This window comes from Pseudomonas canadensis (assembly GCF_030980095.1).
Taxonomy (GTDB): Bacteria; Pseudomonadota; Gammaproteobacteria; order Pseudomonadales; family Pseudomonadaceae; genus Aquipseudomonas; species Aquipseudomonas canadensis.
The window spans coordinates 4,448,462-4,464,347 of the sequence record NZ_CP133298.1 but is presented as its reverse complement, the minus strand read 5'-3'; the positions used below and the strand labels follow the sequence as shown (position 1 = coordinate 4,464,347).

The window sequence follows — 15,886 nt, the reverse complement described above, 5'->3', positions numbered from 1 at the left end:
GGACATGTAATGGCTACCGAACACGAAAACACTTCCGCCGAAGACCAGGCCCTGGCTGACGAATGGGCGGCTGCCCTGGAAGAAACCGGCGATGTTGGCCAGGATGACATCGATGCGCTGCTGGCCGCTGACGCCGCCACCTCTCCGGCCGGCAACCGTCTGCCGATGGAGGAATTCGGCAGCGTGCCGAAGAACAACGACCCGGTGACCCTCGACGGCCCGAACCTGGATGTGATCCTCGACATTCCCGTGTCGATCTCCATGGAAGTCGGCAGCACCGAAATCAACATCCGCAACCTGCTGCAACTCAACCAGGGGTCGGTGATCGAGCTGGACCGCCTGGCCGGTGAGCCGCTGGACGTGCTGGTCAACGGCACCCTGATTGCCCACGGCGAAGTGGTGGTGGTCAACGAGAAGTTCGGCATCCGCCTGACCGACGTGATCAGCCCGAGCGAACGCATCAAGAAGTTGCGCTGAGATGAAATATTCGATGGCGGGACTGTTTCTGGCGCTGCCATTGAGCGCCCTCGCGGCTGAGCCGGCCGCGCAAGCCACCGCTGCCGCTGCACCAGTGGTGAGCAGCGGCATTGGCGGGCAATTGACCCAGCTGGTGCTGGGCTTGTTGCTGGTGGTGGGTTTGATCTTCGCACTGGCCTGGCTGCTGCGCCGGGTGCAGCGCGTGGGGCCGGGCAATGGCCAGGTGATCGAGATGATCGGTTCCCGCGCCCTCGGCCCGCGTGATCGGCTGGTGCTGGTGCAAGTGGGCGAGGAGCAGATCCTGCTGGGCATCACGCCCGGTCGCATCACTCCGCTGCATGTGCTCAAGACCCCGGTGAGCGTGGACCAGAGCCAGTCCGCCACGCCAGAATTCGCCCAGCGCCTGATGGAGTTGCTGGGCAAGGATCAGAAGGATAAGAAGTAATGCGCGTTTTATTGACGCTCATGCTGTTGCTGGCCGCGCCACTGGCGTTTGGCGCCGACCCGTTGTCGATCCCGGCGATCACGTTGGGCACCAACGCGGCTGGCGCGCAGGAGTATTCGGTCAGCCTGCAGATCCTGCTGATCATGACCGCGCTGAGCTTTATCCCGGCGTTCGTCATGCTGATGACCAGCTTCACGCGGATCATCATTGTGTTCTCGATCCTGCGCCAGGCCCTGGGCCTGCAGCAGACGCCGTCGAACCAGATCCTCACCGGCATGGCCTTGTTCCTGACGCTGTTCATCATGGCGCCGGTGTTCGACAAGGTGAACCAGCAAGCGTTGCAACCCTACCTGGCGGAGAAAATGACCGCCCAGGATGCGATCGACAAGGCCCAGGGCCCGATCAAGGATTTCATGCTGTCGCAGACCCGCTCCAGCGACCTTGAGCTGTTTATGCGTCTGTCCAAGCGTACCGACATCGCCACCCCGGACCAGGCACCGCTGACCATCCTGGTGCCGGCGTTCGTCACCTCCGAATTGAAAACCGCGTTCCAGATCGGCTTCATGATCTTCATTCCGTTCCTGATCATCGACCTGGTGGTGGCGAGCGTGCTGATGGCCATGGGTATGATGATGCTGTCGCCGTTGATCATCTCGTTGCCGTTCAAGATCATGCTGTTTGTGCTGGTCGACGGCTGGGCGCTGATTATCGGCACGTTGGCCGGCAGTTTCGGCGGGGTATAGCGCAATGACGCCAGAAGTAGCTGTCGACCTGTTCCGTGAAGCGCTGTGGCTGACCACTGTGATGGTCGCCGTGCTGGTCGTGCCGAGCCTGTTGGTGGGCCTGCTGGTGGCGATGTTCCAGGCCGCGACCCAGATCAACGAACAAACCTTGAGCTTTTTGCCGCGCTTGCTGGTGATGCTGGTCACCCTGATCGTGGCCGGCCCTTGGCTGGTGCAGACCTTCATGGAATACATCCTGCAGTTGTACGGCAGTATTCCGCAGTTGATCGGCTGACCGGATGCAGTCGTTGCTGGCATTGACCGATACCCAGATCAGCACGTGGGTGGCGTCCTTCATCCTGCCGATGTTCCGCGTGACGGCGATGTTGATGGCCATGCCGGTGTTCGGCACCACCCTCGTACCACGTCGCGTGCGCCTGTACTTTGCGGTGGCGATTACCGTGGTGATCGTGCCAGGGTTGCCGCCGATGCCACCGGTCAATGCCATCGATCTCAGCGCGTTGCTGCTGATTGCCGAACAGATCCTGATCGGCGCGCTGATGGGCTTTTCCCTCACGCTGTTTTTCCAGGCCTTTGTGGTGGCCGGGCAAATCATCTCGATCCAGATGGGCATGGGCTTCGCCTCCATGGTCGACCCCACCAACGGCGTATCGGCGGCGGTAATCGGGCAGTTTCTGACCATGCTGGTGACCTTGCTGTTCCTGGCGATGAACGGCCACCTGGTAGCCTTTGAAGTGATGACCGAAAGCTTCACCACCTTGCCGGTGGGCTCGGGGCTGGTGGTCAATCATTTCTGGGAAATCGTCGGGCGCCTGGGTTGGGTGTTCGGCGCGTCGCTGTTGCTGGTGTTGCCGGCCATTACCGCGTTGCTGGTGGTCAACATCGCGTTCGGTGTGATGACCCGTGCGGCGCCACAGCTGAACATCTTCTCGATTGGTTTCCCGTTGACCCTGGTATTGGGCATGGGGATTTTCTGGGTCGGCCTGGCCGACATTCTCAATCAGTATCAACCGCTGGCGACCGACGCCTTGCAGTTCTTACGTGATCTGGCACGGGCGCGCTGAGCCATGGCCGAGAGCGAGAGTGGTCAGGACAAAACAGAAGACCCCACGGAGAAACGCAAAAAGGACTCCAGGGAAAAGGGCGAGATTGCGCGCTCCAAAGAGCTGAACACCGTTGCAACCATGATGGCCGGCGCCGGCGCCTTGCTGATCTACGGCGGCGGCCTGGCGCTGGACTTGATGGAGTTGATGAAGCACAACTTCACCTTGCCCCGCGACGTGCTGCTCAACCCTGACGCCATGGGCCAGTACCTGCTGCACTCGGGCAAGATCGCGATCCTGGCGGTGCAGCCGATCCTGATCACTTTACTGCTGGCTGCGCTGATCGGCCCGGTCGCCCTGGGTGGCTGGTTGTTTGCCGCCGGCAGCATGGCCCCGAAATTCAGCCGCATGAACCCGGCTGCCGGGCTCAAGCGCATGTTTTCCGCCAAGGCCTTGGTGGAGTTGCTCAAGGCGTTGGCCAAATTCATCCTGATCCTGTTTGTGGCGCTGATGGTGTTGTCGTCCGACATTGACGACCTGCTGCGCATCGCCCATGAACCGCTGGAGTCGGCGATCATCCACAGCGTGCAGGTGGTGGGCTGGAGCGCGCTGTGGATGGCCGCCGGGCTGATCATCATCGCTGCCGTGGATGCCCCGATCCAGTTGTGGGAGAGCCACAAGAAACTGCTGATGACCAAGCAGGAAGTGCGCGACGAGCACAAGGACCAGGAAGGCCGACCCGAGGTCAAACAGCGTATTCGCCAGCTGCAACGGGAAATGTCCCAGCGCAAGATGATGGGCGCAGTACCCGACGCCGACGTGGTCATCACCAACCCGACCCACTACGCCGTGGCGCTCAAATACGACCCGGAGAAAGGCGGCGCGCCGATGCTGTTGGCCAAGGGGAGTGACTTTACGGCGCTGAAGATCCGCGAAATCGCCGTGGCCAATGACATCCTGCTGCTGGAATCGCCGGAACTGGCGCGGTCGATCTTCTATTCCACCGACCTGGACCAGGAAATCCCCGCCGGGCTCTACCTGGCCGTGGCTCAGGTGTTGGCGTATGTCTATCAGATTCGCCAGTACCGCGCGGGCAAGGGCAAGCGTCCGGATCCACTCAAGGATCTGCCGATTCCACCGGATTTGCGCCGCGATTCCTGATTTCTCACGCCCTACCACTCGTCGTGAATGCCTGTATACCTGTCAACTTTGACAGTAGCCAGAGGGGCGTTCTCGCGGTTCCATTGCTTAAAGCACTGCGCGAAAGCTGTAGATGAGATGCAGGGAGAGTGGTTTTGAAGGCGGTCAGAGGCGCTGTCAAATATTACGACCAGAAATCCGGGATGGGCTTGATTGCCCTGGAAAACGGTGAAGACGACGTGCGCGTGAATTTCATCGGTTCGCGAGGTATTCGGCTTGCCGTGGGCCTGCGGGTTGAGGTCAAGAGAGTCCATGGGCGCGATGCGGTCTATGCATCCGACGTTCGCGTTATCCCGTAAGTCAGGAGAACGGCAATGGCAACAGGTACGGTGAAATGGTTTAACGCGGAGAAGGGGTTTGGGTTTATCACTCAAGACGGTGGGGGCGATATATTTGTCCACTTCTCGGCCATCACGGGCGACGGTTTCAGGACGCTTGAAGAGAACCAAAAAGTAGAGTTCGAGGTAACGCAGGGGGCCAAAGGCGCTCAGGCCGAGAACGTCCGCGTCCTATGAGCTTGATGATCGTTCCCGCAGGGTAGTGCAGGAACGATCCGCCCTCAGGCCATCAAGTGCTCGCTGTCCGCCAACACTCTGTCAGCCAGCAGCTTTGCCAGCCCAATCAACTGTGCAACACCCAGCGCGCCTTCGCGTTTTGGCCCTTCCAATTCAAACGCAAAATCACTCATCAGCGCGTCGGCCGAGGCGAGGGTTTCGGTGAGGTTGACCAGCAGGTCTTCGGTTTTGAGAGTGTCTACGACGGTAAACAGACTGATGGGGGGATTTGGGGTGGGTTTAATCATTGTGAGGTTCCTAAAAAGTGGAGCCGCCACTGATCGCCGCGACGCGATGGAGGGTGGCAACTGTACGCAGGTTCGCGGACCGGTCTAGGAACAACCCGGCATACCCGAAGGTATCCCGCGCACAGCCGCCATAGCGCCGCACAGTAGACGATAAAAAACCGCTTACTGAAAGGGAGATGGTGCTTTTGTTCCGTAGTAAACCGGGCCGCGACGCCCGACCACTGCGTTTGCAGCGGTGTACGGAGACTAGAGAGCGGCTTTCCTAGGGGCAACCCCAAAACCTTGTCGGAAATTTCCTCGGTAGCGGCCGGTGAACACAAATCCAAAATGTGGGAGCGGGCTTGCTTGGTCGCTTGGGAGGTCATCGAAGGGCCAAAGCAAAAGTTGGAAGGCTTCTTGCAATACCGCCTGCAAGACGCCCAATTGCGTCAAAACTTTGCTTCAAAGGACACGAGGAATACCGGTGGTGGATCGCTCTCAAATGCTCGGCAACGCCCGCAGCACCCTGACTGACCTCTCGCGAGGCAATCTGGGTGTGCCGTTGTTGTTGCTGGTGATGCTGGCAATGATGATGTTGCCGATGCCGCCGTTCCTGCTCGACGTGTTCTTTACCTTTAACATTGCGCTGTCCGTCGTCGTCCTGCTGGTGTGCGTCTACGCCCTACGGCCGTTGGATTTTGCGGTATTCCCGACCATTCTGCTGGTGGCGACCCTGCTGCGCCTGGCGCTGAACGTGGCGTCGACCCGTGTGGTCATGCTGCACGGCCAGGACGGCCATGCCGCTGCCGGTAAGGTGATCCAGGCCTTCGGTGAGGTGGTGATCGGCGGTAACTACGTGGTCGGTATCGTGGTGTTCGCGATCCTGATGATCATCAACTTCGTGGTGGTCACCAAAGGCGCCGGGCGCATCTCCGAAGTGAGCGCGCGTTTTACCCTCGACGCGATGCCCGGCAAACAGATGGCCATCGACGCCGACCTCAACGCCGGCCTGATCGACCAGAACCAAGCCAAATCCCGTCGCCTGGAAGTCGCCCAGGAGGCTGAGTTCTACGGTTCCATGGACGGTGCCAGCAAATTTGTGCGCGGTGACGCCATCGCCGGTCTGCTCATTCTGTTCATCAACCTCATCGGCGGCATGGCCGTGGGTATCTTCCAGCACGGCATGACCTTCGGCGATGCGGGCAAGGTGTACGCGTTGCTGACCATCGGTGACGGTTTAGTGGCGCAATTGCCATCACTGTTGTTATCAACAGCGGCGGCCATCATGGTGACCCGTGCTTCGGGCTCCGAAGACATGGGCAAGCAGATCAGCCGGCAGATGTTCGCTTCGCCCAAGGCCCTGGCCGTGGCGGCGGGCATCATGGCGATCATGGGTATCGTGCCGGGCATGCCGCACGTGTCATTCCTGAGCATGGCGGCCCTGGCTGGCGGCGCCGCGTACCTGTTCTGGAAAAAGCAGAACCAGGTCAAAGTCATCGCCCAGCAAGAGATCGCCCGCCAGCAGGAACTGCTGCCATCCCCGGCCCGCGCCCAGGAAACCAAGGAGCTTGGCTGGGATGACGTAACCCCGATCGACATGATCGGCCTGGAAGTCGGCTACCGCTTGATCCCGCTGGTGGACCGCAACCAGGGTGGCCAATTGCTCGCGCGGATCAAGGGCGTGCGCAAGAAACTGTCGCAGGACCTGGGCTTTTTGATGCCCACCGTGCACATCCGCGACAACCTCGACCTGGCCCCAAGTGCCTATCGCCTGACCCTGATGGGCGTGATCCTGGCCGAAGCCGAGATCTACCCGGACCGCGAACTGGCGATCAACCCCGGGCAGGTGTTCGGCAGCCTCAACGGCATTACCGCCAAAGATCCGGCTTTTGGCCTGGACGCGGTCTGGATCGAAATCAGCCAGCGCAGCCAGGCGCAATCCCTCGGTTACACCGTGGTGGACGCCAGCACTGTGGTCGCGACTCACCTTAATCAGATCCTGTACAAACACTCCCACGAGTTGATCGGCCACGAGGAAGTCCAGCAATTGATGGGTTTGCTGGGCAAAGCGTCGCCAAAACTCGCCGAAGAGTTGGTACCGGGCATTCTGTCGCTGTCGCAGTTGCTCAAGGTGTTGCAGGCGCTGTTGGCCGAACAGGTGCCAGTACGCGATATCCGCAGCATTGCCGAGGCCATCGCCAACAATGCCGCCAAGAGTCAAGATACTGCCGCCCTGGTAGCTGCGGTGCGCGTCGGATTGTCGCGTGCAATCGTCCAAAGCATTGTAGGGCTTGACTCCGAGCTGCCTGTGATCACCTTGGAACCAAGGTTGGAACAAATATTGCTCAATAGTATTCAGAAGGCAGGACAAGGCCAGGAAGAGGGCGTTCTGCTGGAGCCAAGCATGGCTGAGAAGCTGCAGCGTTCGTTGATCGACGCCGCACAACGCCAGGAAATGCAGGGCCAGCCGGTGATTCTGCTGGTGGCAGGCCCCGTCCGGGCGATGTTGTCGCGGTTTGGGCGTTTGGCAGTACCGAATTTGCACGTTTTGGCTTATCAGGAAATTCCTGACAACAAGCAAGTGACTATCGTCGCGACAGTAGGGCCCAACGGCTGAGGGTAGTGGGTTATGCAAGTGAAGCGTTTTTTCGCCGCCGATATGCGTCAGGCCATGAAACTGGTGCGTGATGAGCTGGGCGCCGACGCCGCGATTATCGGAAACCGTCGTATTGCCGGCGGTGTCGAGCTGACGGCTGCCCTGGATTACACCCCCTCGGCGCTGGCGCCGCGTGTACCGAACATGGAACTCGAAGACGAGCTGCGCAAAACCGCCTCGCGCATCGTTTCGGCCCAGGCTGAACTGAGCATGCGCGGCGACAGCGATGCCACCACCAATCGCCAGTTGTTCGCCGGCTTGCCACTGACCGCTGCCGAGCCGCTGGTCGAGCCCACCTTCAAAGAACCGCCGCGTCCTGCTGCGCCTGCTCCGGCGCCTGCGGTTGACCAGCGCGTGTTTGATTCGATGCGCTTTGAACTCAACGGCCTGCGCGAACTGCTGGAAGTGCAGTTGGGCTCGCTGGCGTGGAACCAGCTGCAAGGCAGCAAGCCGCAACAAGCCAACCTGTGGCGTCGCCTGCAACGCATCGGCCTGTCCGGCCCGTTGTCCCGCGACCTGCTGGCGCTGACCACCGAAATCGAAGAGCCTCGCCAGGCCTGGCGCATGTTGCTGGCCCACCTGGCGCGGATGATCGTTACCCCGGAAATCGAACCCCTGGAAGAAGGCGGTGTGATCGCCATGGTCGGCCCCGCCGGCATGGGCAAGACCACCACCCTGGCCAAGCTGGCTGCCCGCTACGTCCTCAAATACGGCGCGCAGAATATCGCGCTGGTGAGCATGGACAGCTACCGTATTGGTGCCCAGGAGCAGCTCAAGACCCTGGGCCGGATCCTCAATGTGTCGGTGACCCATGTCGACCCGGGCCAGTCCCTGGCCAACGCCCTCGACCCGCTGCTGCGCAAACGCGTGGTATTGATCGATACTGCCGGCCTGCAAGCCAGCGACCCGGCATTGCGCATGCAGTTGGAAAGCCTGGCGGGGCGTGGCATCAAGTCGAAAAATTACCTGGTGCTTGCAACCACCAGCCAGAAACAGGTTCTTACCGCTGCGTATCATAGTTACAAGCGTTGTGGCCTGGCCGGTTGCATTCTCACCAAGCTCGATGAAACCGCGAGCCTGGGCGAGGTGCTGAGCCTGGCCATCAGTCATGAATTGCCGGTCGCCTACCTGACCGACGGGCCGCGGATCCCGGATGATCTGCATCTGCCGCGCCGTCATCAGTTGGTCAGCCGTGCAGTCAGCGTGCAAATGCAAGAAGAGCCTAGCGAGGAAGCGATGGCCGATATGTTCGCCGACCTCTACCACAGCCCGGCAAAACGGGTCGGTTGAGGCAGGATGAACACCGTGAAATGTATCTACATCGATGGTCTGCAAGCGATTCACGCGGCCAAGCCATGTAGCCTGCGTCTAAGCAAGACAAGGTAAAGAAATAAAATGGGCAGCATGCATCCCGTACAGGTGATCGCGGTGACCGGCGGCAAAGGTGGCGTCGGGAAAACTAACGTGTCAGTGAATTTGTCCCTGGCCCTGGCAGAGCTTGGCCGTCGTGTCATGCTGCTGGATGCTGACCTGGGCTTGGCGAACGTGGACGTTCTGCTGGGGCTGACACCCAAACACACCCTTGCCGATGTGATCGAGGGCCGCTGTGAGCTGCGCGATGTGCTGCTGCAGGGCCCCGGTGGCATCCGCATCGTGCCAGCCGCCTCCGGCACCCAGAGCATGGTGCACCTGAGCCCGGCGCAGCATGCCGGCCTGATCCAGGCCTTCAGTGATATCGGCGACAACCTCGACGTGCTGGTGATCGACACCGCCGCCGGGATCGGCGAGTCCGTGGTCAGCTTCGTGCGCGCCGCGCAGGAAGTGTTGCTGGTGGTTTGCGATGAACCCACCTCGATCACCGACGCCTATGCCCTGATCAAACTGCTTAACCGTGACTACGGCATGAACCGCTTCCGCGTCCTGGCCAACATGGCCCAGAGCCCGCAGGAAGGGCGCAACCTGTTCGCCAAGTTGACCAAGGTCACGGATCGCTTCCTCGATGTCGCTTTACAATACGTCGGCGCAGTTCCCTACGACGAGTGTGTGCGCAAGGCTGTGCAAAAGCAGCGTGCAGTCTACGAAGCGTTCCCTCGTTCCAAATGCGCATTGGCGTTCAAGGCTATTGCCCAGAAGGTCGATACCTGGCCGTTGCCTGCCAACCCTCGGGGGCATCTGGAGTTTTTCGTCGAGCGATTGGTGCATCAGACGAGCGCAGGACCCGTGCTATGACAGCGACTGGCTACAACGCGTACAAGAAGTCTGCCCGTGACAGTCAGGGCGAGTTGATCGAGCGCTACGCGCCCTTGGTCAAGCGCATTGCCTATCACTTGCTGGCACGCCTGCCCGCCAGCGTCCAGGTCGAAGACCTGATCCAGGCGGGCATGATCGGCCTGCTCGAAGTGTCGACCAAATACGATGCGAGCAAGGGTGCGAGTTTCGAGACGTACGCGGGTATCCGTATCCGTGGCGCGATGCTCGATGAAGTACGTAAAGGTGACTGGGCGCCGCGTTCGGTGCATCGCAACACGCGCATGGTCAGTGATGCAATTCGCGCAATTGAAGCAAAAACCGGTCGCGACGCTAAAGATCACGAAGTTGCGGCCGAACTCCAATTGAGTCTCGACGATTACTACGGGATTTTGAACGATACCTTGGGCAGCCGCCTGTTCAGTTTCGACGACCTGTTGCAGGACGGCGAACATGAAGGGCTGCACGAGGACGGCGCGAGCGCTCATATGGAGCCATCGCGTGACCTGGAAGATGAGCGTTTCCAGGGGGCGTTGGCGGACGCGATTGCCAATTTGCCGGAGCGTGAGCGACTGGTGTTGGCGCTGTACTACGACGAAGAGCTGAACCTCAAGGAAATCGGTGAGGTCCTGGGGGTCAGCGAGTCGCGGGTCAGCCAGTTGCACAGCCAGTGCGCAGCCCGCTTGCGGGGGCGTTTGGGAGAGTGGCGAGCGCGCTGACAGGCAGTGTGGGGACACTGCAGACGATACCGCGAGGGCAAGCAGCCTTCGCGGGTTCGACCCGTGGTGCCCTCGGCAGTCCTTTTTGTGTAATGCCTGTTGATTGAAATGGCGCGTCCAGGTGCTGGGCGCGTTTAAGACTGCTTGGAGGTCGAATTGGACAAGAACATGAAAATCCTCATCGTTGATGACTTCTCAACGATGCGGCGGATCATAAAAAACCTGTTGCGTGACCTTGGGTTCACTAACACGGTCGAGGCGGATGACGGCATTACGGCGATTCCGATCCTCAACAGCGGGAGCATCGACTTTCTGGTAACGGACTGGAACATGCCGGGCATGACCGGCATCGACTTGCTGCGCCACGTGCGCGCTGACGAAAAGCTGCGCAGCCTGCCTGTGCTGATGGTGACCGCCGAAGCCAAGCGTGAGCAGATCATCGAAGCCGCCCAAGCCGGGGTCAACGGTTATGTGGTCAAGCCATTCACTGCATTGGCCTTGAAAGAGAAGATCGAAAAAATCTTCGAACGCATCCACGGCTAATGCCATCGCGGGGGAGCTATGGAGCATAAAGAAACGTCACAGGGAGACTTCGAGTCGACCCTGAAAAAGCATGCTCACCAGTTGGTCGACAGCCTTGAAAAAGGCCAATTCGGCGACGCGGTGCAGTTGATCCATGAGCTCAACCAGACCCGTGACCGCGGCCTGTACCAGGAAGTGGGCAAGCTCACACGCGAGCTGCACAGTGCGATCGTCAATTTCCAGATTGACCCGCATATGCCCCAGGCCGAGGAAATCTCGCAGATCACCGATGCCACCGAACGCCTGTCCTACGTGGTCAGGCTGACTGAGGCGGCGGCCAACCGCACCATGGACCTGGTGGAAAACGCCACGCCCCTGGTCAACGGCATGGCCAACGAAGCCCAGGCCCTGAGCAACGATTGGGGCCGTTTCATGCGCCGCGAAGTGGGCGCAGAAGAGTTTCGTGAATTGGCGCGTCGGGTCGAAGGGTTCTTGTCACGCAGCGAGCAGGAAAACCGCACGGTTTCCAGCAACCTCAACGACATTCTGCTCGCCCAGGATTATCAGGACCTCACCGGTCAGGTGATCAAGCGTGTGACCCAGTTGGTCACCGAAGTGGAAAGCAACTTGCTCAAATTGGTGCTTATGGCAGGCCAGGTTGACCGTTTTGCCGGTATTGAACATGACCGCGAAGCGATCCTCTCGGAAAAAGATCCAAAAAAACATCTCGCCAAGGGTGAAGGTCCGCAGATTCATGCCGATAAACGTGAAGACGTTGTATCGGGTCAAGATGATGTCGATGACCTGTTATCCAGTTTAGGCTTCTAAGGAGCACCCACATGAGCTTCGGCGCCGATGAAGAAATCCTTCAGGATTTCCTTGTAGAGGCCGGCGAAATTTTAGAGCAGTTGTCCGAGCAACTGGTCGAGCTGGAAAGCCGACCGGATGATGCGAACCTGCTCAATGCAATTTTTCGCGGTTTTCACACTGTAAAAGGGGGCGCCGGCTTCCTCCAGCTCCATGAGCTGGTGGAGTGCTGCCACATCGCCGAGAACGTGTTCGACATCCTGCGCAAGGGTGAGCGTCACGTTGATTCGGAATTGATGGACGTGATTCTCGAAGCACTGGATGCGGTCAACGGCATGTTCAGCGAGGTGCGCGACCGTGCACCGATCACCGCTGCCACTCCGGAACTGCTGGCCGCCCTGGCGCGCCTGGCGGAACCGGCCGACACCTCGGCTGCGCCTGTGGTTGAGGCGGCTCCCGAGCCTGTGGCCGAAGCTGAGCCGGATGTGACCGACAGCGAGTTCGAACAGCTGCTCAACTCCCTCAGTGCTGTGAAGGCCGAGGCTGAGGCACCCAAGGCGCCCGTCGCTGCGCCAACCAGCGAAGACATCACTGACGCTGAGTTCGAATCCCTGCTCGACCAGTTGCATGGCAAAGGCCAGTTTGCAGCGGACGCCGTGGCACCTGCCGCTGCGCCCGAGGCGCCTGCTGCGAATGCCAACACCGACATTACCGACGACGAATTCGAAGCGTTGCTCGACCAACTGCATGGCAAGGGCACCTTCGCGGCCGACGCCCTGCCGGAAGTCGCCGCCACGGCTGCGGCGCCTGCCGCAGCCAGTGCAGCACCGGCCGGCGACGGCCTGATCTCCGATCACGAGTTTGAATCGCTGCTGGACGAGTTGCACGGCAAGGGCAAGTTCAGCGAAGTGGCCCCGGCCGCTGCTGCTGTTGCCACGGCTGCACCGGTTGCTGCCAAGGCCGCCGCGCCGGCTCCGGCCGCCAAGCCTGCGCCTGTAGCGGCTCCTGCTCCGGCGCGTGCCGCCGCAGCACCGGTTGCCGAGAAGCCTGCCAGTGAAGCCGAAACCACCGTGCGGGTTGATACCGCGCGCCTGGACGACATCATGAACATGGTCGGCGAACTGGTGCTGGTACGTAACCGTCTGGTGCGCCTGGGCTTGAGCAGCGGCGATGAAGCCATGCAAAAAGCCGTGTCGAACCTCGACGTGGTCACCGCCGACCTGCAAACCGCGGTGATGAAAACCCGGATGCAGCCGATCAAGAAAGTCTTCGGCCGCTTCCCACGCCTGGTTCGCGACTTGGCGCGTCAGCTCAAGAAAGAGATCAACCTGGAACTGGTGGGTGAAGAAACCGACCTCGACAAGAACCTCGTCGAGGCCCTGGCCGACCCGCTGGTCCACTTGGTGCGCAACGCCGTCGACCACGGCGTGGAAACCCCTGAAGAACGCGAAGCCTCGGGCAAGTCCCGCAACGGCAAAGTGATCCTGGCGGCGGAGCAAGAAGGCGACCACATCCTGCTGTCGATCACTGATGACGGCAAGGGCATGGACCCGGCCATATTGCGCAATATCGCGGTCAAGCGCGGCGTGATGGACAAGGACGCCGCCGACCGCCTGACCGACACCGAGTGCTACAACCTGATCTTTGCCCCGGGGTTCTCGACCAAGACCGAGATTTCCGACGTCTCCGGCCGTGGCGTCGGCATGGACGTGGTGAAGACCAAGATCAGCCAGCTCAATGGCTCGATCAACATCTACTCGACCAAGGGCCAGGGCTCGAAGATCGTGATCAAGGTGCCTTTGACCTTGGCGATCATGCCGACCCTGATGGTGATGCTGGGCAACCAGGCGTTCGCCTTCCCGCTGGTCAACGTCAACGAGATCTTCCACCTCGACCTGTCGCGTACCAACGTGGTGGACGGCCAGGAAGTGGTGATCGTGCGCGACAAGGCGTTGCCCCTGTTCTACCTCAAGCGCTGGCTGGTGGCATCGGCCAAGCATGAAGAGCAGCGCGAAGGCCATGTGGTGATTCTCTCCGTGGGCACCCAGCGCATCGGTTTTGTGGTCGATCAACTGGTGGGCCAGGAAGAAGTGGTCATCAAGCCTTTGGGCAAAATGCTGCAGGGAACCCCGGGCATGTCGGGTGCGACCATCACCGGTGACGGTCGGATCGCGCTGATTCTCGATGTTCCGAGCATGCTCAAGCGTTACGCCGCTCGGCGTATTTGATTCTGGTGGGGCAGGGCGGTAGTGCCCGCCCCGCCTAACGGAGTGTTTATGGCAGTCAAGGTCCTGGTGGTGGACGATTCGGGTTTCTTCCGCCGCCGCGTCTCGGAAATTCTTTCCGCCGATCCAACGATCCAGGTGGTCGGCACGGCCACCAACGGCAAAGAGGCGATTGATCAAGCCATTGCGTTGAAACCGGACGTGATCACCATGGACTACGAGATGCCGATGATGGATGGCATCACCGCGGTCCGGCACATCATGCAACGCTGCCCGACCCCGGTGTTGATGTTCTCCTCGCTGACTCACGAAGGCGCCCGGGTCACCCTGGATGCGCTGGACGCCGGCGCGGTGGACTTCCTGCCGAAGAATTTCGAAGACATCTCGCGCAACCCCGAGAAGGTCAAGCAGATGCTGTGCGAGAAGGTGCACAGTATTTCCCGCAGTAACCGTCGCAGCCTGTTCAGCGCGCCAGCGCCGACGCCTGCACCGGTTGCAGCACCGGCTGCACCGACGTCATCGTTTGCTCGTCCAGCGCCTGCGCCGGTTGCACGGCCTGCCGTGGCGCCGGTTCGCGCTGCTGCGCCTGCGACTGCCCATTCGCCTGCGCCGAAGCGCAAGGCCTACAAACTTGTGGCTATCGGCACGTCCACGGGCGGCCCGGTGGCCCTGCAACGCGTGTTGACCCAACTGCCGGCCAACTTCCCGGCGCCGATCGTGTTGATCCAGCACATGCCTGCTGCCTTCACCAAGGCCTTCGCCGAGCGCCTGGACAAGCTGTGCCGCATCAGCGTCAAGGAAGCCGAGGATGGCGACATCCTGCGTCCTGGCCTGGCGTTGCTGGCGCCGGGTGGCAAGCAAATGATGGTGGACGGCCGTGGCGCGATCAAAATCCTGCCGGGCGACGAGCGCCTGAACTACAAACCATGCGTGGACATCACCTTTGGTTCGGCAGCCAAGTCCTACGGCGACAAAGTTCTGGCGGTGGTGCTCACCGGCATGGGCGCCGACGGCCGTGAGGGCGCGCGCCTGCTCAAGCAGGGCGGCAGCGCCATCTGGGCCCAGGACGAGGCCAGCTGCGTGATCTACGGCATGCCCATGGCCATCGTCAAGGCCGACTTGGCTGACGCCGTCTACAGTCTGGACGACATCGGCAAGCATCTGGTGGAGGCTTGCCTCTGATGGATGTTTTGAGCCTGATCGGTATCATCATGGCGTTTGTCGCGATCATCGGCGGCAACTACCTCGAAGGCGGTCACCTCGGCGCCCTGGCCAACGGCCCGGCCGCCCTGATCGTGATCGGCGGCACCGTGGGCGCGGCATTGCTGCAGTCGCCCATGAGCTCCTTCAAACGCGCCATGCAGATCCTTATCTGGATCATTTTTCCGCCACGTGTCGACTTGCCTGGCGGCATCGACCGCGTGGTCAACTGGAGCCTCACCGCCCGCAAGGAAGGCCTGCTGGGCCTGGAAGGCGTGGCCGATGCCGAGCCCGACAGCTACGCGCGCAAAGGCCTTCAATTGCTGGTAGATGGCGCCGAACCGGAAGCGATCCGCAGCATTTTGGAAGTGGATTTCTACACCCAGGAAAGCCGCGACATCAACGCCGCCAAAGTCTACGAAAGCATGGGCGGCTATGCGCCGACCATTGGCATCATCGGTGCGGTAATGGGCCTGATCCATGTGATGGGCAACTTGGCCGACCCTTCACAACTGGGCAGCGGCATTGCCGTGGCGTTTGTTGCCACCATCTACGGTGTGGCCAGTGCCAACCTGGTGTTGTTGCCGGTGGCCAGCAAGCTCAAGTCGATTGCCCTGCGCCAGTCGCGTTACCGCGAGATGTTGCTCGAAGGTATTTTGTCGATTGCCGAGGGTGAGAACCCGCGCTCCATCGAATTGAAGCTCCAGGGCTTCATGGATTGATGAACATGCACCCTGTAGGAGCCGGCTTGCCGGCGAAAATCGCCAACGATAACGCGGGTTGCCTGATGCCCCGCGGCGCTCTCGGGTTTTTCGCCGGCA

Annotated in this window: 18 protein-coding genes; 17 read left to right on the top strand and 1 reads right to left on the bottom strand. The window is 60.7% G+C overall.

Features of this window, described 5'->3' with window-relative positions; all coding sequences use genetic code 11:
* The first annotated feature begins 9 nt into the window (after positions 1 to 9).
* From fliN to RB216_RS20575, 8 genes are all read left to right on the top strand, one after another.
* Positions 10 to 477 (top strand): flagellar motor switch protein FliN, encoded by a 468-nt coding sequence (gene fliN / locus RB216_RS20610; RefSeq protein ID WP_016976567.1) that lies wholly within the window; start codon positions 10 to 12, stop codon positions 475 to 477.
* 1 nt (position 478) lies between these two features.
* Positions 479 to 922 carry a flagellar biosynthetic protein FliO gene (fliO, locus tag RB216_RS20605; protein WP_016976566.1) on the top strand — a complete coding sequence of 148 codons (444 nt, stop codon included), beginning with the start codon at positions 479 to 481 and terminating at the stop codon, positions 920 to 922.
* Positions 922 to 1,665: a flagellar type III secretion system pore protein FliP gene (gene fliP, locus RB216_RS20600; protein WP_016976565.1), complete on the top strand. Its 744-nt coding sequence runs from the start codon at positions 922 to 924 to the stop codon at positions 1,663 to 1,665. The genes fliO and fliP overlap by 1 nt, the downstream gene beginning before the upstream one ends.
* A gap of 4 nt (positions 1,666 to 1,669) precedes the next feature.
* Complete coding sequence (gene fliQ, locus RB216_RS20595; protein WP_010208761.1) at positions 1,670 to 1,939, top strand: flagellar biosynthesis protein FliQ; 270 nt, start codon at positions 1,670 to 1,672, stop codon at positions 1,937 to 1,939.
* A gap of 4 nt (positions 1,940 to 1,943) precedes the next feature.
* Complete coding sequence (gene fliR, locus RB216_RS20590) at positions 1,944 to 2,729, top strand: flagellar biosynthetic protein FliR (RefSeq protein WP_028617319.1); 786 nt, start codon at positions 1,944 to 1,946, stop codon at positions 2,727 to 2,729.
* Positions 2,730 to 2,732: 3 nt separating this feature from the next.
* On the top strand, positions 2,733 to 3,869 hold the full coding sequence (gene flhB, locus RB216_RS20585; protein ID WP_028617318.1) for a flagellar biosynthesis protein FlhB: 1,137 nt from the start codon (positions 2,733 to 2,735) through the stop codon (positions 3,867 to 3,869).
* Positions 3,870 to 3,997: 128 nt separating this feature from the next.
* Entirely contained in the window at positions 3,998 to 4,207 is a 210-nt protein-coding gene (locus tag RB216_RS20580; protein ID WP_016976562.1) for a S1 domain-containing protein, read from the top strand.
* 15 nt (positions 4,208 to 4,222) lie between these two features.
* Positions 4,223 to 4,423, top strand: a complete 201-nt coding sequence (locus tag RB216_RS20575) for a cold-shock protein (protein ID WP_028617317.1) — start codon at positions 4,223 to 4,225, stop codon at positions 4,421 to 4,423.
* Positions 4,424 to 4,467: 44 nt separating this feature from the next.
* On the opposite strand, the gene RB216_RS20570 is transcribed toward RB216_RS20575, so the two are convergent.
* Entirely contained in the window at positions 4,468 to 4,710 is a 243-nt protein-coding gene (locus tag RB216_RS20570) for a DUF6124 family protein (protein ID WP_032864218.1), read from the bottom strand.
* Between the two features lie 481 nt (positions 4,711 to 5,191).
* On the opposite strand from RB216_RS20570, the gene flhA reads away from it, so the two are divergent.
* The 9 genes from flhA (at position 5,192) to RB216_RS20525 (ending at position 15,787) form a co-directional block, all read left to right on the top strand.
* Entirely contained in the window at positions 5,192 to 7,306 is a 2,115-nt protein-coding gene (flhA, locus tag RB216_RS20565) for a flagellar biosynthesis protein FlhA (RefSeq protein WP_218168778.1), read from the top strand.
* 12 nt (positions 7,307 to 7,318) lie between these two features.
* Positions 7,319 to 8,635 carry a flagellar biosynthesis GTPase FlhF gene (flhF, locus tag RB216_RS20560; protein WP_028617315.1) on the top strand — a complete coding sequence of 439 codons (1,317 nt, stop codon included), beginning with the start codon at positions 7,319 to 7,321 and terminating at the stop codon, positions 8,633 to 8,635.
* Positions 8,636 to 8,740: 105 nt separating this feature from the next.
* The gene (fleN, locus tag RB216_RS20555) at positions 8,741 to 9,574 is read left to right on the top strand and encodes a flagellar synthesis regulator FleN (protein ID WP_003192912.1); all 834 of its coding nucleotides are present in this window, start codon (positions 8,741 to 8,743) and stop codon (positions 9,572 to 9,574) included.
* A complete protein-coding gene (fliA, locus tag RB216_RS20550; protein WP_016976604.1) occupies positions 9,571 to 10,311 on the top strand; it encodes an RNA polymerase sigma factor FliA in 741 nt (246 codons plus the stop codon). Before fleN ends, fliA begins: the two co-directional genes overlap by 4 nt.
* A gap of 168 nt (positions 10,312 to 10,479) precedes the next feature.
* Positions 10,480 to 10,854, top strand: coding sequence for a chemotaxis response regulator CheY (locus RB216_RS20545; protein WP_015885173.1), 375 nt, complete (start codon positions 10,480 to 10,482; stop codon positions 10,852 to 10,854).
* A gap of 18 nt (positions 10,855 to 10,872) precedes the next feature.
* A complete protein-coding gene (locus tag RB216_RS20540; protein ID WP_028617314.1) occupies positions 10,873 to 11,661 on the top strand; it encodes a protein phosphatase CheZ in 789 nt (262 codons plus the stop codon).
* 11 nt (positions 11,662 to 11,672) lie between these two features.
* Positions 11,673 to 13,868 carry a chemotaxis protein CheA gene (locus RB216_RS20535; RefSeq protein WP_122554742.1) on the top strand — a complete coding sequence of 732 codons (2,196 nt, stop codon included), beginning with the start codon at positions 11,673 to 11,675 and terminating at the stop codon, positions 13,866 to 13,868.
* Between the two features lie 48 nt (positions 13,869 to 13,916).
* A complete protein-coding gene (locus tag RB216_RS20530) occupies positions 13,917 to 15,047 on the top strand; it encodes a protein-glutamate methylesterase/protein-glutamine glutaminase (protein WP_028617312.1) in 1,131 nt (376 codons plus the stop codon).
* On the top strand, positions 15,047 to 15,787 hold the full coding sequence (locus RB216_RS20525; RefSeq protein ID WP_016976609.1) for a flagellar motor protein: 741 nt from the start codon (positions 15,047 to 15,049) through the stop codon (positions 15,785 to 15,787). The genes RB216_RS20530 and RB216_RS20525 overlap by 1 nt, the downstream gene beginning before the upstream one ends.
* Positions 15,788 to 15,886 lie beyond the last annotated feature (99 nt).